The sequence below is a fragment of the Archangium gephyra genome, from assembly GCF_049060025.1.
Taxonomy (GTDB): domain Bacteria; phylum Myxococcota; class Myxococcia; order Myxococcales; family Myxococcaceae; genus Archangium; species Archangium gephyra_A.
On the sequence record NZ_JBMEQQ010000002.1, the window covers coordinates 9,041,821 to 9,061,587 of the forward strand.

The following is a 19,767-nucleotide window of genomic DNA, read 5'->3' on the forward strand; positions in this document are numbered from 1 at the left end:
CCGGAAGTGGGGGGAGGCGCGCAGCATAGCGAATGCGGCCTCAGGGCTTCGCGTCGCGCAGCCGCCACACGGAGAAGGTGTGCACGCGGCGCCCGCGGAAGTCGGCGGGCAGCACCACGGGCCCCTCCACCGAGGTGAAGCGCGCGGCCAGCTCCTCGGGAGGAGGACGGTCCTCGGTGAGCCACAGCGCGTCCTGGCCGGGTGCCACCCCCAGCTCCGGCCAGAGGTCATACTGGCTGTAGCGGGCTCCGCCCGCGGTGTCCGTGGGCAGCCGGGCGTAGTAGGCCACCTCGGAGGCGAGCTGATAGCTGGGTGCGTACACCCCGGCCACGTCCTCCCGCTCGAGCCCGGGGAAGAGCCGCGAGGGCTCGGCGAGCTGGGACAACACGGACCAGCCGTGGGTGCGGGCCAGGGGCGTGTCGCGCTCGAAGCGCAGCAGGGGGAAGAGCAGGTGGGAGCCCACCGCGAGCACCACGGTGAGGTTGGCGAGGGCCGCGGCGCGGAACCACGCGGGGCGCATGCCGGCGATTCCCACGCACGCGGAGAGGTACGCGGCGGCCGGCCAGTTGGCCTCGCCCCGGGTGCGGAGGGAGGCGTAGCCGAAGAGGAGGAGGGGAGCGGCGGCGGCCGCGCGCAGGAGGAACTGCTCCCTCGGGCCGCGCAACACGTACACCCCGGTCAACGGGAGCAGCACGGGGCCGCCGAGCGCGAGCTGGCCGGCGAGGAACTCCCCGAAGGTGCGCCACCCGCCGGTGCCACCGAGGCCGTGCTTGAGCTGGAAGGCGAAGCCCACCCAGTCATGCCGCGCGTTCCACAGCACCACGGGCAGGAAGAGGAGCACGCCGAGGAGCGCGGTGAGCCACGCTCCGGCGGGCAGGCGGCGGGCGCGCACGCAGGCGGCGACGAAGGCCACGGAGAGCAGGACGCCCGGGTACTTGGACAGCAGGGCCAGCCCGCAGGCCAGTCCCGCCAGCACCCACCGCTCGCGGTAGAGCGCCCACAGCGCGAGCACCCAGCAGAGCAGCAGGGGCGTGTCGGGAGTGGCCCAGACGCCGGCGAGGAGGCCCGCGGGAACCAGGCTCCACAGCGCGGCGGCGCGCCACGCGGCCTCCTTGTTTCCGTGCACGTCCCGGGCGAGACCCCACACGGCGGCCACGGTGCCCGCGCCGCACAGCAGGGCGGTGAGCCGGACGCCGAGCGCGGCGATGAGCCAGGCCACCAGGGGCGGGTGGTCGTAGTAGCCCCAGTCGAGGTGCTGGGCCCATTGCCAGTAGTAGGCCTCGTCGAAGTAGATGTCGGTGCCGGACGCGAGCGCGAGCCGCACCCCGGCGCTCACCGCCAGCAGCACGAGGCTGAGCGTCACGAGGGAGGGCGCGCGGGTGGGGAGGGGCTCGGCCACGACCCAGGACAAAGCTCAACCCGGGGCATTTGCCCAGCCCCTTTTCTACCCGACCCTGAACACTCGGAATTGTACCGGGCAATACGCACGCTCCGAGGAGCTTGCTCGCGCCGGGTGTGGCTCGTATCACACTGGCCCGCCCTCTTCGTCAGGAGCATCCCGTGGCCCAGACTCCGCCTTCCGGTGCGAAAAACCGTCTCGCGCGCGAGCCGTCGCCCTATCTGCGGCAGCATGCGTCGAATCCGGTGGACTGGTACCCGTGGGGAGACGAGGCCTTCGCGCGGGCCCGGGCGGAGAACAAGCCCATCCTGCTGTCGGTGGGCTACTCGGCGTGCCACTGGTGCCACGTGATGGCGCACGAGTCCTTCGAGGACCCCACCATCGCCGGGTTGATGAACGAGTGGTTCATCAACGTGAAGGTGGACCGCGAGGAGCGGCCGGACGTGGATCAAATCTACCAGGGGGTGGTGCAGTTGATGGGGCAGGGGGGTGGGTGGCCGCTGACGGTGTTCCTGACGCCGGAGCTGCTGCCCTTCTACGGGGGCACGTACTTCCCGCCGGGGGACAAGTACGGGAGGCCGGGTTTCCCGAAGGTGCTGGAGGCGCTGCACAACGCCTGGACGGCGAAGCGGGACGAGGTGCTGCGCCAGTCGGAGGAGTTCCGTGAGGGCCTGGGCGAGCTGGCCAGCTACGGGCTGGACGCGGTGGCGGCGGCGCTGAAGGGGGAGGACATCGTGGCCATGGGCGAGTCCATGCTGCGCCGGGTGGACGGGGTGAACGGAGGCTTCGGTGGAGCGCCCAAGTTCCCCAACCCGATGAACGTGGCGATGCTGCTCCGGGCCTGGCGGCGCAACAGCGGCAACGACGCGCTGAAGAAGGCGGTGTTGCTGACGCTGGAGCGGATGGCGCTGGGAGGCATCTACGACCAGCTCGGCGGCGGGTTCCACCGCTACTCGGTGGACGAGCGGTGGACGGTGCCGCACTTCGAGAAGATGCTGTACGACAACGCGCAACTGCTGCACCTGTACACGGAGGCGTACCAGGTGGAGCCGAGGCCGTTGTGGCGCAAGGTGGTGGAGGAGACGGCGGAGTACGTGCGGCGCGAGATGACGGACGCGCGCGGCGGCTTCTACGCCACGCAGGACGCGGACAGCGAGGGCGAGGAAGGGAAGTTCTTCGTCTGGAAGCCCGAGCAGGTGCGGGAGGTGCTGACGCCCGAGCTGGCCGAGCTGGCGCTGCGCCACTTCCGCATCACCCCGGGAGGGAACTTCGAGCACGGGGCGACGGTGCTGGAGGCGGTGGTGCCGGTGGAGACACTGGCGAAGGACTTCCAGCTCCCGGTGGAGGAGGTGGAGGCGCGGCTCGGCGAGGCCCGGCGGAAGCTCTTCGCGGCGCGGGAGAAGCGGGTGAAGCCGGGCCGGGACGACAAGATCCTCGCGGGGTGGAACGGGCTGATGATGCGGGGCCTGGCCTTCGCGGGACGGGTCTTCGGGCGGGCGGACTGGGTGGAGCTGGCGCGGAGGTCGGCGGACTTCCTGTTGACGGAGCTGTGGGATGGCCAGCGGTTGTTGCGCTCGTACCAGGAGGGGCAGGCGCGCATCCCGGGGTTCCTCGAGGACTACGGTGACCTGGCCTCGGGGCTGACGGCGCTGTACCAGGCGACCTTCGAGCCGAGGTACCTGGAGGCGGCGGAGGCGCTGGTGAAGGCGGCGGAGGAGCGCTTCTGGGATGGAGAGAAGCGGGCGTACCTGACGGCGCCCAAGGCCCAGCAGGACCTGGTGGTGGCGACCTACGCGACGTTCGACAACGCGTTTCCCTCGGGGGCCTCGACGCTGACGGAGGCGCAGGTGGCGCTGGCGGCGCTGACGGGGAACAAGAAGTACCTGGAGCTGGCGGAGAGCTACGTGTCGCGCATGCGGGAGCAGCTCCGGCAGAACCCGATGGGCTACGGGCACCTGGGGCTGGCGGCGGACGCGCTGGCGGAGGGGGCGCCGAGCGTCACCTTCGCGGGGGCCCGGGAGGTGGTGGAGCCGCTGCTGTCGGTGACTCGGACGGCCTACGCTCCGACGTTCGCCTTCGCGTGGAAGGAGCCGGGAGCGCCCGTGCCACCGTCGATGCGAGAGACCTTCGAGGGCCGCGAGCCGGTAGGCGGCCACGCAGCCGCCTACCTGTGCCGCCACTTCGCCTGCGAGCCGCCCATGAAGGAGCCGGGCGGTCTCGCGAACATGCTGGCCCGGGTCCCATGAGGAGTCCGGGCTTCGAATCAGGGGTGGAGCCTAGAAGAGCTGGATGGTGCCGGTCTGGTCGGAGCCGCCCATGCGCAGGTTCCTGAGGTCCGACACGTAATACCCATTGATCGCCGGGCAGGCACCCACGCCACCGATGGCGCGAAGGTTGGTGGTGTCCGTGGCGCCGCGCGGGCGCACGACGATGCCGCTGAAGCTGATGTAGGTGCCGCGGTCATCCGGGTCGAACGCGAGTCGCGAGTTGAACCCGAGCGTCAGCGTGAGCCCATCGGCGGAGGACTCCACGATGACCTGCTCCGAGGCGTTGTTGCCCGCTTCGGTCGGGTAGAGCTTCGCCCACGTTGGTGTCGCCATCCGGGTAGAAGATGCTGGCGGTAGCCGTCTGGCAGTCGGCCGTACCCGGAACGATCTCCACCGGGCGGTTGAAGGTGATGGAGAGCTTGCCGTTCGCACCCATCAGCTTGTAGCTGTCGTCCGCGGTGGAGCGCAGGGCATAGAGCAGCTCATCGGTCGAGCCGCTGGTGGACAGCGTCATGAGCTGGTTGGACTGGCTCACGCCGGCCGTGAAGGAACCCTGACCCGACAGCGTCCGCCCGTCCATGGACTGGCTCATCACCGCCTCGCAGCGGTAGGTCGCGCCGTTGACGAGCTGATCGCCCGGGATGACCACCACGCCGTCGTCACCGCTGGTGGCGCTGATGGCGGTGGTCCCGGTGTTGACGGGGGGAAGGAAGTTGCCCGACACCTGCAGCGAGTTGCCGTCCGTCGGCGTGTACTGGCAGATGACCTGGGCCTTCGGCACCGGCTGGCTGTTGAAGAGCACGTTGAACCGGTGCTCCACCGAGAAGCCCTTGGGGAACAGCCGGATGTTGGCCACCTTCTGCGCGTGCTCCACGTCCAGGTCGAGCATCGCGTACGTGTACTCACCGACGAACCGCTCGTAACCCGGGGCCTGCGCGAAGATCGGAACCGTCATCCCCTCCGGGATGCCCTTGATCTGATAGCACCCGTCCGCCTCGATGCCGTTCTTGTCGTTCAGATCGCCGCGGCCGCACGGCTCCGCACGGCGGAACTCACCGTCGACGATCGCGTACACCTGGCTCTGGCTGTCGCCGTCGGCGCCCAGGTTGTTCTTGTCGCTCTCGGCCTTGAAGAAGTTCAGCCGCTGCCCCGTCTGGCCATCCACGATGAATCCAACGAGCCGGCCACTGTTGGCCTCACCCTCACAGCCCGCGAGGGCGAGCAGCGAGACCGCCAGGAACTTCTGCGTCAACTTGTTCATGAAACCCCCGTTACTATTGCCACAAAGGCAGGGGGCTGCTTAGTCGACTCTTCAACGCGTTGCCAAGGGGGGAGCCCCCTGGCGTGCCCTATTTCACCTCGACGACCTTTAGGGTCCCAATGAGTGGGGTGATTTCCGCGTTTCCTTCCAGGCCCACCCCGAAGTGGGTGGCATCCGCCACCACCTGGTTGAAGGTGGGGTCCATCTGGGTCCACTCGCCCACGAAGGCCTCCACCCACTCGTGCCAGTAGAGGGCGGGGACGCCGTCCTGGTTCACCATGTAGATGACGCCGTCCACCCGCCGGGCGGGAATCCCCGAGGCCCGCAGCAGGGACACCGTGAGCAGCGAGTGCTCCGTGCAGTCTCCCTTGCGCTGGCGCAGCACGTCCGTGGCCCGGTCCGCGCTCGCCCCGTAGTCCTTCTTCAGGTTCGTGGCCACCCAGCCGACGATCTTCTTCGCCGCCGTGTAGGCGTCCTTCTCGCTCCCCACCAGTTGCGTGGCCAGCTCGCGGATCTGCGGGCTGTGGCTCTCGATGATGATGGAGTTCTTGAGGTTCTCGCCTCCCTCGGGGTCCGCGAGCGGCCTGGGCGCGAGGCGCTTCGGGTCGGGGGCCCGCGCCGACAGCGTCACCAGCACGCGCCCGTCCGGCTGCGCCTCGTACTTCTGCCGGTAGGTGTCGCGCCGGAACTTCTCCGGCAGGTTCTCCATCACCAGCTTCACCTGGCCGGGGATGGCCTGCGCCTCGGGCGGCAGCGCCTTGGGCAGCACGACGCGCGTGAGGCCGAACACCTCCACCAGGTCCAGCCGCTTCGCCACGTCCTCGGGCTCGGCCCGGGCCTTCATCGTCTGGCCGTACTCCAGCTCCAGCATCCGTCCGTCCTCGGCCACCCAGGCCGTGACGGGCACCTTCTCCTTCTCCGAGAGGCTGACCGCCTTGCCCACCTTCACCTTGACCCCGCTGATGAGCCGCTCCTCCGCCGGCTGCACCGTGGTGCTCATCTTGTAGGTGCCGAGGTCCGTCCCATCCATCGCGCTGCCGCTCACGTTCGCCTGGCGCAGCAGGGCCACGCGCACCTGGTCGGCGTCCTCCACCACCTCGGTGGTGGGCGGCAGGTTCACCGTCTCGTCCGGCATCCCCGGCCGCTTGCGCACCACGCTGAGCCCGCCGGGTGTGGCCGTGCCCACCAGCGTCTGGTTGCCGCCGTCGCCCCGCTGCTCGATGGTGAAGGCCACCAGCTTGCCGCCGGGCCGGGCCTCGTAGATGCGTTCTTCCCGGTGCACGCGCTCGGAGAGCCGGGCGCCGACCTGCGCCTTGAAGTGCAGCTCGTTGATGCTGCGCACCCGGTCACCGCGGCCGGGGACGGGGCCCAGGTCGTTGAAGACGTAGCCCACCTTCTTGTCCACCAGGTACAGCCCCAGGTACTCGCCGCCCTGGGGACGGGGTGCCTTGAGCACATCGGACACAGTGGCCGGAGTCTGCGCCTGCTGCGTCTGGGCCTGCTGCACCTGGGCCTGAGGGGCCTCGGGGGCGGGCTCCTGCTTCTTGCACTGCACGAGTGCCAGGCTCAGCAGCGCGGCACCCACGGGAAGGAGGGCTCTTCTGGGAAGTCGCATCGCTCGCTGCGCTCCGGCGCGGGGGCGGGGGCTCGTCAGACCCGCTTGGTGAGGATGATGAGGTCGTCGCCGACCTTGTAGAAGTCGCGGATGCGCGCCTCTTCGTTGTACTTCATGGAGGCGTAGAAGCCGCGGGTGGGGCCGTAGGCCTCGGTGGCGCTCGTCTCCACGCGGATGATGCGCGCCTGGATGCGGCGCAGGTCCGCCTCCATGCCGGAGATGAGCGAGGCGCCGATGCCCTGCCCACGCACCGTGGGATCGGAGGCGATCCAATACAGGTCGTACGTCCCCTCCGTCATTGGCGTGGGGCCGTAGCACACGTAACCCACCAGCGTGCCGTCCCGGTCCGCGACGAGAATCTTGTAGTCGGGGTTATTCGGCTGAAGCGCGAGATCGACGAGCTCGATCGCGACTCCCACCTCTTCCTGCGAGAACGTTTCGATTCGACGGATCAGGGAGGCGAGTGGCTCCCGGTCCTTTCCTTCGAGCGGTCGGATGTCCATGGGCATGGGCTCTCTCTAGCGCGATTTCCACCAACCGGGTGGCCAGCGCGGGGTAGTCCAGGCCAGCCGCGCGGGCGGCCTTGGCGAACCCCGCATCAGGGTGGAGATCGCAGTTGGGGTTGATGTCGATGACGTAGGGCACGCCCTCCGGAGTCACCCGGAGGTCCACGCGGCCGTAGTCCTGGCACTCGAGGGCGGCGAAGGCCTCCATCGCCGTCTTCACCAGACGGGCCTCCAGCGCGGCGTCCTCCAGCAGGCAGGGCGCGGTGGGCGTGTGCTGGTATTCGGGCGAGCCGGACTCCCACTTCGCCGCGTAGGTGACGATGTTGGGCCGGTCCTCGAAGAGCTTGCCGAAGCGGATCTCCGTGAGCGGCAGTGCCTGGCGCGGGTGGTTGCCCAGCAGCGGCACGTAGATCTCCCGCCCGGGGATGAACTGCTCCACGAGGGCGGGCTGGTGGAAGGTGCGCAGCACCGCCTCCACCGCGCGGCCCAGGGCGGCCCGGTCATGCACCACCGAGTTGTTCGTAATCCCCACGCTGGCGTCCTCGCGCGCGGGCTTGACGATCAGCGGGAAGGGCAGCTCCAGCGTGGCCGCGTCCTCGACACGGTCCAACCGGGCGAAGCCCGGCGTGGACACCCCCCGGGCCTTGAGCAGCTCCTTGGCCTTGTCCTTGTGCAGCGCCAGGCCCAGCGAGAGGGCCGGCGAGCCGGTGTACGGCAGCCCGAGCATGTCCAGCAGGCAGGGGATGACCATCTCCCCGCGGGCGTCCGCGGCCACGGACTCGCAGAGGTTGATGACCAGGCCGGGCTGCATCCGGGCGAGCAGGTCCACGAACTCCAGCCGGGAGCCCTCGACGGCGAGCGGCTCGGCATGGGTCTCGCCGCGGGAGAGGGCGTCGGCCAGGGCCGAGGCCACGCGCGTCACGTCCTCTCGCGCCTCCCGACCCGGGTCGTCCTCCAACAGCTCATGGTCTTGGTTGTACAGGATGGCGATATGCATGCGTGGTGCGTGTGCTGTGGCGAGGGTTAACACGTCCCCCGGGGGGATGACAGTTCACAGATGGCCCGTTTGGCTGGCCGCCGAGCTGGTCCCGGAAGTATGAGAGGAGAACCATGCGGATTCGCGACCCCATCCACGGCACCATCGATGTGAGTGACGAGGAGAAGGCAGTCATCGACAGCCGCTACTACCAGCGGCTGCGTCACGTCCGGCAGTTGGGCTTCGGTGACCTGGCCTTCCCAGGCGCCACCCACACCCGGCACGCCCACTCGCTGGGCGCGATGCACGTCGCCTCCCGAGTCTTCCACGCCGTCACCGCCCGCTCCAGTCTGCCCTCGGAAGTCCGGGCCCGCTTCAGTGCCGCGGTGCGTCTGGCCGTCCTGTGTCACGACCTGGGCCACATGCCGCTCTCCCATGCCTCGGAGCGCATCGCCCCGGCGCGTGCCTCCCTGAGGCTGCCTCCCTGGTTGGATGCCGTGGCGGAAGGCGAGCAGGCGACGCACGAGGACTTCACCGCCAAGCTCCTGCTGGACAGCTCGCTCACCCCCATCATCGAGCAGCGCTATGGGCCGCTGGGCATCACGCCCCCGGCGGTGGTGGGGCTCATCACCGGGGCCCGCGCGCCCCAGGACCCGGGCTTCTCGCACGCCGGGGTGGACTGGACGCCGCTGCTGCGCGCCATCGTGTCCGGCGAGCTGGACGCGGACCGCATGGACTACCTGGTGCGCGACTCCTTCTATACGGGAGTCAACTACGGCCGGTACGACATGGACTGGCTCATCTCCAACCTGAATCCGGCGGTGAAGGATGGGCGCGTCTACCTGGCCCTGAGCCGGGCGGCGGCGTTCGCCTTCGAGGACTTCCTCCTCAGCCGCTACCACATGTTCGTTTCGGTCTACTACCACCACACCTCGGTGAACTTCGACTACATGCTGCGGCGCTACTACGAGGAGGCGCCCGGCGAGTTCGAGATTCCCTCGGACCCGGAGGCCTTCCTCGCCTGCGATGACGTGGCGCTCTGGTATACGCTGCGGCGCTCGAAGAACCGGTGGGCCGACCGCATCTCCACGCGCCGGGGCTTCAAGCTGCTGGCGCAATTCACCGAGCGGGACGTGGGCTACGACCTGGAGGTGCTGCGCAGCGCGCTGGTGACGGGCGGCTTCGAGCACTTCACGGTGGAGTCCAAGGGCGTGCTCTCCAAGTACTTCACGGAGGGCTCGGGCCCGAGCCTCTTCATCGCCGACATGTCCACCGGCCGGCTGACGGAGGTGGCCCGCTACACGCCGCTCTACCAGCGCTACAGCGGCGCGGTGCGGCTCTCGCGCCTGTACGTGCGGCCGGATCAAATCGAAGACGCGCGCAACATGATGGCGCGGCTGTTGGGACAGGCGGTGCAGTCATGAGCGAGGCGTTGCCCGGGATGCCGCCGCCCCCGTCCGTGGCGGCGACGAGGCCCGCGTCGGTGGTGGTGCCGTACCGCCGGACGCCGGAGGGCGTGGAGGTCTTCTGGGTGCGGCGCGAGAAGGCGCTCGCCTTCGCCGGGGGCTTCTATGCCTTCCCGGGCGGCAAGGTGGACAAGACGGACGCGCTGGTGCCGGTGCGCGGGGCCTCGGGGCAGGAGGCGGCGCTGCGGGTGGCCGCGGCGCGCGAGCTCCTCGAGGAGGCCGGGGTGCTGGTGGCCGAGGGCGCCTGGCGGTTGAGCCCGGACGAGGTGCGCGAGGCGCGCCGCGCGCTGCTGGAGAAGCGCGGCACGTGGTCCGAGCTGCTCCAGCGGCACGGGCTGATGCTCCGGGCGGAGGACTTCCCGGACGCGGGGCGGTGGGTGACGCCGGAGTTCGCCCCCGTGCGCTTCGACACCTTCTTCTACCTGGTGGAGATGCCGGAGCACGCCCGGGCGGAGTGGTGGCCCGGGGAGCTGTCGGAGGCCGCGTGGGTGAAGCCGGCCGAGGCGCTGGCCCGCTGGGAGCAGGGCACCGCGCTGTTGCACCCGCCCGCCCTGCACGTGCTGCGGGTGATGGCGGACTTCGTCACGCCGGAGCGGGCGCTGAGGCAGCTCCGCGAGCAGCCGGACTGCGCGGACTTCATCGCGCGGCGCATCGAGTTCCACCAGGGCGTCCGGGTGTTCCCCCTGCGGACTCACACGCTGCCTCCCGCCACGCACACCAACGCGTACGTGCTGGGCAATGGCGAGCTGCTCATCGTGGACCCGGGGGCGGACGACGAGGCCGAGGTCGCCCGGCTGCTGGACCTGGTGGAGGCGCTGGTGGCGGAGGGGCACCGCGTCCAGGCGGTGGTCCTCACGCACCACCATGGGGACCATGTGGGCGGCGTGCGCGGAGTGACGGAACGGTTGAAGGTGCCGATGTGGTGCCACGCGCGGACGGCGGACCGGGTGGACGTCCCGGCGGCCCGGTTGCTGGAGGACGGCGAGGTGCTGGAGCTCGCGGGCAATCCACCCCAGCGCTGGCGGGTGCTCTACACGCCGGGGCACGCCCGGGGCCACCTGTGCCTGGTGGACGAGCGGACGAGCGCGGCGGTGGTCGGCGACATGGTGGCGAGCGTGGGCTCCATCGTCATCGACCCGCCCGAGGGCGACATGGCCGAGTACCTGAAGCAGCTCGCCCGCTTGAGGGACTGGCCGGTGAGCACGCTGCACCCCTCGCACGGGACGGCGATTCCGGACGGGCCGGGCAAGCTCCAGGAGTACCTGGACCACCGGGCCGCACGCGAGGCGCGCATCCTGGAGGCGGTGTCGGTGGACGGCGCGAGCCTCGAACAGGTGGTGGAACAGGCGTACTCGGACACCCCCCCGTTCCTACACCCGGTGGCAGAGCGGAGCGCACTGGCGGTCCTGTTGAAACTCCGGGGCGAAGGCCGGGTGCGGGAAGATTCTGGCCGTTATTTCCGCACCTGAGCCCCCAGGGGGGCGCCGTTTGTTCAGCCGCTTCTTTCCCGTCAAGATAAAGCCGTGAGGCCCCTCGGGGGCTTTCAGCCGACACGAAGTGAAACCAGGGGGCTCCAGCTTGCAAACGCAGCGAAGTACCGGGGAGGGCGCTCCTTCCTCCGAGTCATGCCCCTCACCTCGGGAAACCACGGTCGAGGAGCTGCTCGCGGTGATCGCCCGGCTGGTGGCGAACGAGCCCCATGTCCGGTGCCGCGTGGGAGAAGGGCCGCTGGCACCGGTGGCCACGGCGCTCAACACCCTGGCCAATGATCTCGAGGCTCGCCGCGTCAAGCCGGACAACAGGTTTGGCGCGGAGGTGCTGGTCGCGCAGTCGCCGGTCGCGATGATGGCGTGCGACGCCGACGGGCGGATCCAGTTCATGAATTACACCTTCCCGGGTCTGGCGCTCTCCGAGATTGTGGGCAGGAAGCACCTCGAATTCACCCCACCGGAAGACGTCGAGATGGTGCGGGGCCACGTCCAGCGGGTGCTCACCACGGGCGAGCCCGTCTTCTACGAGCACCGGCCCAACATCGCCTACGGTCCCGAGTGGTTCGGCGTACACCTGGGGCCGATCCGGTCGGGTGAGCAGGTCATCGGCTTCACGATGAGCCTGATGGACATCACGGACCTCAAGCGCACCCAGTTCCGCCTGGAGCAGTCCAACCGGGAGCTGGAGAGCTTCGCGTCCGTGGCCTCGCATGATTTGCAGGAGCCGCTGCGGAAGATCCAGACCTTCGGCGAGCGCCTGAAGACGACGTGCGCCGCGTCCCTGAGCCCCGAGGGGCGCGACTACCTGGAGCGGATGAACAACGCCGCGGGCCGCATGCGCAGGTTGATCGACGACCTGCTCTCCTTCTCGCGCATCTCCTCGAAGGCCCCCACCTTCGCCCGCGTGGACCTCGGCCGGGTGGCCCGGGAGGTGCTGGCGGACCTCGAGACGGCCATCGAGCAGGCGGGAGCCACGGTCACGGTCGGCGAGCTGCCCACGCTCGAGGCCGAGCCGATGCAGATGCGGCAGTTGCTCCAGAACCTGGTGAGCAACGCCCTCAAGTTCCGGCGGGAGAACGTGGCACCGTCCGTCTCCATCCACGCCACGGTCCATGCCGACGCGGGGCTGTGCGAGCTGCGGGTGGCCGACAACGGCATCGGCTTCGATGAGAAGTACCTCGACCGCATCTTCAACGTGTTCCAGCGCCTGCACGGGCGCGGCAAGTACGAGGGCACGGGCATCGGGCTGGCGATCTGCCGGAAGATCGCCGAGAGACACGGTGGAAGCATCGATGCACGCAGCAAGCCCGGGCAGGGGGCCACCTTCATCGTCAAGCTGCCACTCAAGCCCATCCCCCCCAGGTAGAGAGGACCCATGCCACACCGAAAGCTCGTCACGATTCTGATGGCGGATGACGACATGGACGATCGGGAGTTCGCCCGCACGGCCATGCAGGAGAGCCGGCTCATGAACGAGCTCCGGTTCGTCGAGGATGGGGAAGAGCTGCTCGACTACCTGTACCGGCGCGGCGCCTACGCGGATCCGAAGAGCTCCCCTCGGCCGGGGCTGATCCTCCTGGACCTGAACATGCCCCGCAAGGACGGCCGCGAGGCCCTGCGCGAAATCAAGTCCGACCCGGCGCTCCGGCAGATCCCCGTGGTCGTCCTGACTACCTCCAAGGCCGAGGAGGACATTCTTCGCAGCTATGACCTCGGGGCCAATTGCTTCATCTCCAAGCCCGTGACTTTCGATGGGCTCGTCGAGGTCGTGAAGATCCTCGACAAACACTGGTTCCAGATCGTCGAACTGCCTCGCCCCGCTGGTCCCCATGAAACCTGATGCAGAACAGCCCTTCATCCGCATCCTGCTGGTCGAGGATGACGAGGATGATTTCATCCTGACCCGTGACGCCCTGCGCTCCATCAGCCGGGGGCGCATGGTGCTGGAGTGGGTGGACAACGGCGAGCAGGCCCTCGAGGAACTGCGGTCCGGGCGCCATGACGTGTGCCTGCTCGACTACCGTCTCGATGCCAGCACGGGCCTCGATCTGCTCGCGCGGATGCGGCAGCAGGGATGGCTCGGCCCGGTCATCCTGCTGACGGGGATGAGCGACGAGGCCCTCGATGAGGAGGCGCTGAAGGCCGGGGCCGCCGATTTCCTCGACAAGTCGCAGCTCACGCCGACGCTCCTGGCACGCTCCATCCGCTACGCGCTCCAGCATGCGCGCACGCTGGAGGAGCTGCGCCGGTCGCGGGCGAGCTTCCGCGAGCTCATCGAGCGGCTGCCCGATGGCGTCGGGGTGACGCAGGGCGAGCGGCTCGTCTATGCCAACCCCGCGCTCGTCTCGCTGATTGGCCTCTCGTCCGCGGATGAGCTCCTGGGAGGCTCGCGGGTCGAGCTGGAGGGGATGTTCATCCACGCCGAGTCGCGTGTGTTGCTCCCCCGCGATGCCCAGGTGGGGACGGTGGCGAAGGCCGCCCCCATGGAGATCCGCATGCTGCGCAAGAACGGGACTCCCGTCTTCGTGGAGCTCGCTCATGCCCCCAGCGTGTTCGATGGCCAGCCCTGCATCGTCTGGCTCGTGAGGGATTTGACGGAGCGCAAGCAGATGGAGGCCCGCCTGGTGCGCGCCGACCGCATGGCCTCGCTCGGGACGCTCGCCGCGGGCATCGCCCATGAAATCAACAATCCGCTCGCCTTCACGGTGGCCAACCTCGGCCACCTGGAGACGGACGTGCTCCCCCGGCTGACGCTGCCCGGCGGCGAGCAGGACGATGTGCGCAAGCTGGTCGCCGACGCGCAGCTCGGGGCCACGCGCGTGCGCGATATCGTCCGGCAATTGAAGATGTTCTCTCGCGCGGAGGAGCAGGCGCGGCCCGAGCCCGTGGACGTGAACCGTGTCCTCGAGAGCGCCATCAGCATGGCTTCCAATGAAATCAAGCACCGCGCGCGGCTGGTGCGGGACTTCACGGACCAGCTCATGGCCGAGGCGCACGAGGGCCGGCTGGGGCAGGTGATGGTGAACCTGCTCGTCAACGCGGCCCAGGCCATCCCCGAGGGCGGCGTGGAGCGCAATGAGATCCGCGTCCTCACGCGGCCCCATGCCGAGGGCCTGGCCATCGAGGTGCGGGATACGGGCTCGGGCATTCCGGCGGAGAACCTGGAGCGGTTGTTCGAGCCGTTCTTCACCACCAAGCCCGTGGGCGTGGGAACGGGGCTCGGCCTGCCCATCTGCCAGGACATCATCACCAGCTTCGGTGGACGGATGGAGGTGGAGAGCGAGGTCGGCAAGGGGAGCACCTTCCGCGTCATCCTGCGCGCCACCACCGCCGCCCGCCCGAGCGAGCCGCCGAAGGAGGCCGTGGTGTCCGCGGCGGCCCGGCGTGGCCGCATCCTCGTCGTGGATGACGAGCCGATGATCGGCATGGCCATCCGCCGGACGCTCCAGCGGGAGCACGAGGTCGTCGCGCTGACGAGCGCGCGGGAGGCCCAGGCCCGGCTCACCAGCGGAGAGCCGTTCGATCTCATCCTGTGCGATTTGATGATGCCGGAGATGAGCGGGATGGAGCTGCACCAGGCGGTGGCGGACCACTCGCCGGGCCTGGCCGGGAGGATGGTGTTCCTCACCGGAGGCGCCTTCACGGCCAATGCGCGCGCGTTCCTGAGCCACGTGCCCAACCACCGGGTGGAGAAGCCGTTCTCCACCCAGGAGTTGCGCGGGCTGGTGCAGTCGCTGCTGGCCGCCGCCTCGTCGTGACGGGGCGCGGGGCCCTTCGTCGGGGTCCCGCGCGGGCGCTCAGCCCTGCGAGGCGTCCGCCAGCCGGGTGCTGTCCCCGCCGCGCCGCTTGATGATGAGCAGGGCGAGCGGGATGGCCGTCAGCACGAGCTGCGGGAAGAACGTCATGGCATCCGGGAAGATGCCGAGCGGCTCGAAGGTGAAGAGGGGAATGGGCTTGAGCGGCACCATGCCCACTTCCTGCAGGGCGCGCAGCCCCTTGCCGAGCAGGATGATGGCGGTGACGACGAGCAGCACCGTGGACGCCTTGAAGAGCGTCTTCATGGGCAGCTTGTAGCCCATGCGGTTGATGAAGAGGACCAGCAGGGTGAGGGCCACGGCGCCCACGGCGCAGCCCCAGGCCACCCCGGACGCCGAGTCGAGCGCGAGCCCTTGCAGGAAGATGGCCGTCTCCACGCTCTCGCGCAGCGCGGCGGAGAAGGCGATGGCGAAGAGGCCCACGCCGCTGCCCTTGCCGAGCGCGCCCTTCATCTTCTCGCGCAGCTCGCCCATGAACTTGCTCATGTTGGCGCGCGCGTTGAGCCACAGGGCCGCGTACAGCAGCATGCCCACGGCGGCGAGCGCGGCCACGCCCTCGAGCATCTCGCGGTTGGCTCCGCCCAGCAGGTGCCGGCCGAAGATGAAGAGGAGTGCGCCCAGCACCAGCGCGGACACCCAGCCGGCGTGCACCACGCGCGCGTACGCCGTCGCCTGCATCTTGCGCAGCATGGCCAGCAGCGCCGCGACGATGACGGTGGCCTCGAAACCCTCGCGCAGGAGGATGAGCACGGTCAGCCACAGCACCGAGACGAAGCCCGCCGTGGTGCCGCTGCCGCGCCGCGCCTCGTCCAGCAGCGACAGCAGGACGCGGCCCTCGTCCTGGAGGTGCGGACTCTTCTGCTCGGCGGCGAGCCGCGTGTCCAGGAAGGCCTTCTCCAGCTTCAGCACCAGCTCGGGACTGCGGGCGCTCAGCGTCGCCTCCACCGGCTCGAGCCCGTTGAGGTATGCGTCCAGCAGCGCGTTGCGCGCCCCGAGCGAGTCCCCGGCGGCGCCCAGCTTCAGCGCCTGCTCCACGTGGTCTCTCGCCGTCAGCAGACCGCGCTCCTCGTCCACGTCGGGCATCTCGCGGCGCAGGCACGCGAGGTGCTCCTGTCCGTGGGCCTGGACGAGCTCGGGATCCGTGGCGTTGGCGAGCTTCTCCAGCGAGACGCGCGGCGGGTTGCCCTCGCACGCGGGCTGGCGCAGCGTGTGGACGTAGAAGGCGACGGCCCAGCGCTCCTCCTCGGTGAGGGTGGGGAAGCCGGGCATGGCCGTACCGGGCACGCCGAAGCCCACCGTGTTGAAGGCCTTGTACGGGGTGAGCCCGGCCATGATGTCCGGGTCATGGAAGTTGGCCGGCTGCGGCTCCATCGTCGCGGCGATGGGCACCTGCGCGCGCCCGTCCGTGCCGTGGCACGCCACGCAGTTCTGCTTGTACACCTGCGCGCCCAGCGCCAGGTCCGGCGGCGTGCGCGGGCTGCGCGCCAGGCCCCCGGCGAGCACCAGGTCCTCCACCAGCTCGCCGCAGTCGCGGCTGACGCCCTCGGGATCCTCGGCCTTGTCCACCCGGGCCTTGATCTCCTTCAGGCGCGACAGGAAGGCCTCGCCCCGGGGCCCCAGCTCTCCGGCCGCCTCGGCCGCCTCGGCGATGAAGCTGCGCTGCTCGGCCAGCTCGAAGTCGGACTTCGACTCCACCGCCATCGGGTAGTCCGCCTGGAGGTACTGGAGGATGCCCACCAGACGGTGCCAGGTGCGCCCCTCGGACGCACCTTCATCAGCGGCGGCCAGGGGCGCCACGAGCAACAGGGACAGGAGCAGAAGGCCGGAGTGCTTCACGAAAGGTGGTGTACCAGCCCTCGGCCTCTATTTTCAATTTTGATAATCAAAATCAAAATGGGGCCCGCCTCTACCGCTCGTAGGTGAGGAAGGAGAAGGGCGGTTCAGTGGCGGTGGCCGGGTGGTGCTCCTCGGCGACGAGCTTCCAGCCGGACAGGTCCACCTCGGGGAAGAAGGTGTCGCCCTCGTAGTCCTGGCCGATGCGCGTGAGGTACAGCCGCCGCACGTGCGCCATGGCCTGCCGGTAGAGGTCCGCGCCGCCCGCGATGAAGACCTCGTCACCGCGCGCCAGCTCCAGCGCCTGCTCCAGGGAGTGTGCCACCTGCACGCCCTCGGGCGCGTAGTCCCGCTGGCGCGTCACCACCACCATCGTCCTGCCCGGCAGCGGCCGGCCGATGGACTCGTATGTCTTGCGGCCCATGACGAGCGTGTGCCCCATCGTGAGCTGCTTGAAGCGCTTGAGGTCCGCGGGCAGCCGCCAGGGCAGGGTGTTGTCCCGGCCGATGCACCGGTTGGTGGCCATGGCCACGATGGCGGAGATCCTCTTCATACGGCCACGGGCGCCTTGATGGCGGGGTGCGGCTCGTAGCCGCTCAGCGTGAAGTCCTCGTACTTGAAGCCGAAGAGCGAGCGGACCTCGGGGTTGAGCGTCATCTTCGGCAGCGCACGCGGCTCGCGCACGAGCTGCTCGCGGGCCTGTTCCACGTGGTTGAGGTACAGGTGCGCGTCACCCGTGGTGTGGATGAACTCGTGGGCCTGGAGCCCCGTCACCTGCGCCACCATCATCGTCAGCAGCGCATAGGACGCGATGTTGAAGGGCAGCCCGAGGAAGATGTCCGCGCTGCGCTGGTAGAGCTGGCAGGAGAGCTTTCCGTCCGCCACGTAGAACTGGAACAGGATGTGGCAGGGCGGCAGCTTCATCGCGTCCAGGTCCGCCACGTTCCACGCACTGATGATGTGCCGGCGCGAGTCGGGGTTCTTGCGCAGCTGCTCGACGAGCTGGGTCATCTGATCGATGGAGCCGCCGCCGGGCCTGGGCCACGAGCGCCACTGGTGCCCGTAGATGGGGCCGAGGTTGCCCTCCGCGTCCGCCCACTCGTCCCAGATGGTGACGCCGTGCTTCTGCAAGTCCTTCACGTTGGTGCCGCCCGCGAGCATCCACAGCAGCTCGTGGATGATGGACTTGAGGTGCAGCTTCTTCGTCGTCACCAGCGGGAACCCCTGCGTGAGGTCGAACCGCATCTGGTGGCCGAAGATGCTCAGCGTCCCGGTCCCGGTCCGGTCACTCTTCTTCGTTCCGTGGTGGAGGACGTGCTCGAGCAGGGCGAGGTACTGTTTCATGGGCTGTTTTTCTAGTAGCCCACGCCCAGGGTGATCGCGAATCTTCCGCCGCGCCCGATGCTTGATGCTGGACGAATCGTCTTCCAGTGGCGGTCTCGCACGGGAAGCCGTTAGAAGGGCGCCGCCATGAAGATCTACACGAAGACCGGGGATACGGGAGAGACGGGCCTGTTCGGCGGAGGCCGGGTGCGCAAGGACAGCGTGCGCGTGGACGCCTACGGCGAGGTGGACGAGCTGAACGCCTCGCTCGGACTGGCGCGCGCCCTGTCCATGCCCTCGGACCTGGATGCGCTCCTGCTGCGGTTGCAGGACCAGCTCTTCACCGTGGGGGCCGTGCTGGCCACGCCGGTGGGCACCAAGGCCTCCGAGCACATCCCCAAGCTCAAGGCCGAGTGGGTGACGGACATGGAGAAGGCCATCGACACCTTCGAGACGGAGCTGTCGCCCATGACGCACTTCATCCTGCCAGGGGGCAGCCAGGCAGCCGCCGCGTTGCACCTCTCCCGCACGGTGTGCCGCCGGGCCGAGCGCCGGGTCGTCGCCGCCCTGCGCGAGGGCGAGGCCCAGCAGGAGGCGGTGGTCTACCTCAACCGGCTCTCGGACCTGCTGTTCGTCATGGCCCGGATCGCCAACCACCGGGCTGGCGTCGAGGACGTGAAGTGGATACCGGAGAAGCCCACGAAGTAGCGGTTATCTAGAGACCGTGACTCCGCTGCCCACTGAACATCTCCGCCAGCTCTCCGAGCAGGTCGGCTTCGACCTCGTGGGCTTCGCGCGCGCCGAGCCCATCCCCTCCGAGTTCCTCTTCGGGTGGCTGGAGTCCGGCTGCGCCGCGGACATGGATTGGATGGGCACCCGGGCGGCCGAGCGGCTGGATGTCTCCCGGCTGCTCCCCGGCGCGCGCACCGTCATCGCCTTCGCCACCAACTACTACCGCGATGAGCCCCGGGTGGAGGGCTCGCCCATCGCCCGCTACGCGCGCAGCCGGGACTACCACTCCACCCTGCGCGACAAGCTGAAGGCCTTCCGCAAGCTGATTTCGGACGCGTACCCCGAGGTGCACCACTACGGCAGCGTGGACTCGGGCCCGTTGATGGAGAAGGTGTGGGCCGCGCGCGCGGGCCTGGGCTACGTGGGCAAGAACGGGTGCTTCATCACCGAGCCCTTTGGCTCGTGGGTGCTGCTGTCCGCGCTCATCCTGGACGCCGAGGTGGATGCGTACGCGGGAGGCCCCGCCAGCGACCGCTGCGGCCACTGCCGCAAGTGCATCATGTCCTGCCCCACCGGCGCGTTGCTGGGCCACGGCCGCGTGGACGCGCGGGCCTGCCTCTCCTACCAGACCATCGAGAACCGCCACGCCGAGGTGCCCGAGTCCTTCCGCGTGGAGATGGACAACATCGTCTTCGGCTGCGACATCTGCCAGGACGTCTGCCCCCTCAATCGCAGCCCCGTGTTCACCCCCAACGAGCGCTTCACGCCCCGGGCAGTGGCGCAGCTCGGGGTGATGGAGCTGGCCGCGCTCACCCCGGAGCAGTACGAGCGGCTCATTCCCGGCACCCCGCTCGCGCGGGCCAAGTACGACGGCCTGCGCCGCAATGCCGTGTACGCCCTGGGCGCCGTGAAGCAGGCCGAGGCCCGCTCCCTCCTGGAGAAGCTGTGCCAGGACCCTAGCGAGCAGGTTCGCCACGCCGCGCAGTGGGCGCTCCGGCACCTGGACGCGTAGTCCGTTCGAGCCAAGCGTCCAACCGCGCCAGCGTGGCCGCGCGGTCCGTGTCTGGCCGCCTTTCCTCGTCGT

General features: G+C 69.4%; 17 protein-coding genes. 8 read left to right on the forward strand and 9 right to left on the reverse strand.

All coding sequences use genetic code 11. From position 1 onward, the window contains the following. Nucleotides 1-40: 40 nt before the first annotated feature. Nucleotides 41-1,399: an ArnT family glycosyltransferase gene (locus ACN28I_RS39495; RefSeq protein ID WP_420947047.1), complete on the reverse strand. Its 1,359-nt coding sequence runs from the start codon at nucleotides 1,397-1,399 to the stop codon at nucleotides 41-43. Nucleotides 1,400-1,560: 161 nt separating this feature from the next. On the opposite strand from ACN28I_RS39495, the gene ACN28I_RS39500 reads away from it, so the two are divergent. Continuing rightward, complete coding sequence (locus ACN28I_RS39500; RefSeq protein WP_420947048.1) at nucleotides 1,561-3,645, forward strand: thioredoxin domain-containing protein; 2,085 nt, start codon at nucleotides 1,561-1,563, stop codon at nucleotides 3,643-3,645. Between the two features lie 30 nt (nucleotides 3,646-3,675). On the opposite strand, the gene ACN28I_RS39505 is transcribed toward ACN28I_RS39500, so the two are convergent. The 5 genes from ACN28I_RS39505 to ACN28I_RS39525 all read right to left on the reverse strand — a co-directional run bounded on the left by ACN28I_RS39505 (nucleotide 3,676) and on the right by ACN28I_RS39525 (nucleotide 8,045). Beyond that, nucleotides 3,676-3,930, reverse strand: a complete 255-nt coding sequence (locus tag ACN28I_RS39505; protein ID WP_420947049.1) for a hypothetical protein — start codon at nucleotides 3,928-3,930, stop codon at nucleotides 3,676-3,678. Next, on the reverse strand, nucleotides 3,860-4,927 hold the full coding sequence (locus ACN28I_RS39510) for a hypothetical protein (RefSeq protein WP_420947050.1): 1,068 nt from the start codon (nucleotides 4,925-4,927) through the stop codon (nucleotides 3,860-3,862). Before ACN28I_RS39510 ends, ACN28I_RS39505 begins: the two co-directional genes overlap by 71 nt. An 88-nt stretch (nucleotides 4,928-5,015) precedes the next feature. Then, a complete protein-coding gene (locus ACN28I_RS39515) occupies nucleotides 5,016-6,512 on the reverse strand; it encodes a transglutaminase-like domain-containing protein (RefSeq protein ID WP_420947051.1) in 1,497 nt (498 codons plus the stop codon). A 65-nt stretch (nucleotides 6,513-6,577) separates the two neighbouring features. Continuing rightward, nucleotides 6,578-6,961: a GNAT family N-acetyltransferase gene (locus ACN28I_RS39520; protein WP_420947052.1), complete on the reverse strand. Its 384-nt coding sequence runs from the start codon at nucleotides 6,959-6,961 to the stop codon at nucleotides 6,578-6,580. After that, a complete protein-coding gene (locus ACN28I_RS39525) occupies nucleotides 6,915-8,045 on the reverse strand; it encodes a D-alanine--D-alanine ligase family protein (protein WP_420947053.1) in 1,131 nt (376 codons plus the stop codon). Before ACN28I_RS39525 ends, ACN28I_RS39520 begins: the two co-directional genes overlap by 47 nt. Nucleotides 8,046-8,158: 113 nt before the next feature. On the opposite strand from ACN28I_RS39525, the gene ACN28I_RS39530 reads away from it, so the two are divergent. From ACN28I_RS39530 to ACN28I_RS39550, 5 genes are all read left to right on the forward strand, one after another. Next, nucleotides 8,159-9,448, forward strand: a complete 1,290-nt coding sequence (locus ACN28I_RS39530) for an HD domain-containing protein (RefSeq protein WP_420947054.1) — start codon at nucleotides 8,159-8,161, stop codon at nucleotides 9,446-9,448. Then, the gene (locus tag ACN28I_RS39535; protein ID WP_420947055.1) at nucleotides 9,445-10,959 is read left to right on the forward strand and encodes an MBL fold metallo-hydrolase; all 1,515 of its coding nucleotides are present in this window, start codon (nucleotides 9,445-9,447) and stop codon (nucleotides 10,957-10,959) included. Before ACN28I_RS39530 ends, ACN28I_RS39535 begins: the two co-directional genes overlap by 4 nt. Nucleotides 10,960-11,158: 199 nt before the next feature. Next, nucleotides 11,159-12,346 (forward strand): ATP-binding protein, encoded by a 1,188-nt coding sequence (locus ACN28I_RS39540; RefSeq protein ID WP_420947056.1) that lies wholly within the window; start codon nucleotides 11,159-11,161, stop codon nucleotides 12,344-12,346. Between the two features lie 9 nt (nucleotides 12,347-12,355). Further along, a complete protein-coding gene (locus ACN28I_RS39545) occupies nucleotides 12,356-12,820 on the forward strand; it encodes a response regulator (protein WP_420947057.1) in 465 nt (154 codons plus the stop codon). Continuing rightward, the gene (locus ACN28I_RS39550; RefSeq protein ID WP_420947058.1) at nucleotides 12,810-14,738 is read left to right on the forward strand and encodes a response regulator; all 1,929 of its coding nucleotides are present in this window, start codon (nucleotides 12,810-12,812) and stop codon (nucleotides 14,736-14,738) included. Before ACN28I_RS39545 ends, ACN28I_RS39550 begins: the two co-directional genes overlap by 11 nt. Before the next feature lie 39 nt (nucleotides 14,739-14,777). Here ACN28I_RS39550 and ACN28I_RS39555 read toward each other — a convergent pair whose 3' ends face one another. From ACN28I_RS39555 to ACN28I_RS39565, 3 genes are all read right to left on the reverse strand, one after another. Next, nucleotides 14,778-16,631 carry an FTR1 family protein gene (locus ACN28I_RS39555; protein WP_420947059.1) on the reverse strand — a complete coding sequence of 618 codons (1,854 nt, stop codon included), beginning with the start codon at nucleotides 16,629-16,631 and terminating at the stop codon, nucleotides 14,778-14,780. 70 nt (nucleotides 16,632-16,701) lie between these two features. Continuing rightward, nucleotides 16,702-17,181: a dihydrofolate reductase gene (locus ACN28I_RS39560; protein ID WP_420947060.1), complete on the reverse strand. Its 480-nt coding sequence runs from the start codon at nucleotides 17,179-17,181 to the stop codon at nucleotides 16,702-16,704. After that, nucleotides 17,178-17,972, reverse strand: a complete 795-nt coding sequence (locus ACN28I_RS39565) for a thymidylate synthase (protein WP_420947061.1) — start codon at nucleotides 17,970-17,972, stop codon at nucleotides 17,178-17,180. The genes ACN28I_RS39560 and ACN28I_RS39565 overlap by 4 nt, the downstream gene beginning before the upstream one ends. A 126-nt stretch (nucleotides 17,973-18,098) precedes the next feature. Here ACN28I_RS39565 and ACN28I_RS39570 point away from each other — a divergent pair, with 126 nt between their 5' ends. Together ACN28I_RS39570 and queG are read left to right on the forward strand one after the other, a co-directional pair. After that, nucleotides 18,099-18,659 carry a cob(I)yrinic acid a,c-diamide adenosyltransferase gene (locus ACN28I_RS39570; protein ID WP_420947062.1) on the forward strand — a complete coding sequence of 187 codons (561 nt, stop codon included), beginning with the start codon at nucleotides 18,099-18,101 and terminating at the stop codon, nucleotides 18,657-18,659. A 16-nt stretch (nucleotides 18,660-18,675) separates the two neighbouring features. Further along, on the forward strand, nucleotides 18,676-19,695 hold the full coding sequence (queG, locus tag ACN28I_RS39575) for a tRNA epoxyqueuosine(34) reductase QueG (RefSeq protein ID WP_420947063.1): 1,020 nt from the start codon (nucleotides 18,676-18,678) through the stop codon (nucleotides 19,693-19,695). Nucleotides 19,696-19,767 lie beyond the last annotated feature (72 nt).

Bases quoted from the DNA above. Each gene is read 5' to 3' on its own strand.
- ACN28I_RS39510 (WP_420947050.1), bottom strand. From the start codon at position 4,927: ATGAACAAGTTGACGCAGAAGTTCCTGGCGGTCTCGCTGCTCGCCCTC.
- ACN28I_RS39525 (WP_420947053.1), bottom strand. From the start codon at position 8,045: ATGCATATCGCCATCCTGTACAACCAAGACCATGAGCTGTTGGAGGAC.
- ACN28I_RS39530 (WP_420947054.1), top strand. From the start codon at position 8,159: ATGCGGATTCGCGACCCCATCCACGGCACCATCGATGTGAGTGACGAG.
- ACN28I_RS39535 (WP_420947055.1), top strand. From the start codon at position 9,445: ATGAGCGAGGCGTTGCCCGGGATGCCGCCGCCCCCGTCCGTGGCGGCG.
- ACN28I_RS39545 (WP_420947057.1), top strand. From the start codon at position 12,356: ATGCCACACCGAAAGCTCGTCACGATTCTGATGGCGGATGACGACATG.
- ACN28I_RS39550 (WP_420947058.1), top strand. From the start codon at position 12,810: ATGAAACCTGATGCAGAACAGCCCTTCATCCGCATCCTGCTGGTCGAG.
- ACN28I_RS39560 (WP_420947060.1), bottom strand. From the start codon at position 17,181: ATGAAGAGGATCTCCGCCATCGTGGCCATGGCCACCAACCGGTGCATC.
- ACN28I_RS39565 (WP_420947061.1), bottom strand. From the start codon at position 17,972: ATGAAACAGTACCTCGCCCTGCTCGAGCACGTCCTCCACCACGGAACG.
- ACN28I_RS39570 (WP_420947062.1), top strand. From the start codon at position 18,099: ATGAAGATCTACACGAAGACCGGGGATACGGGAGAGACGGGCCTGTTC.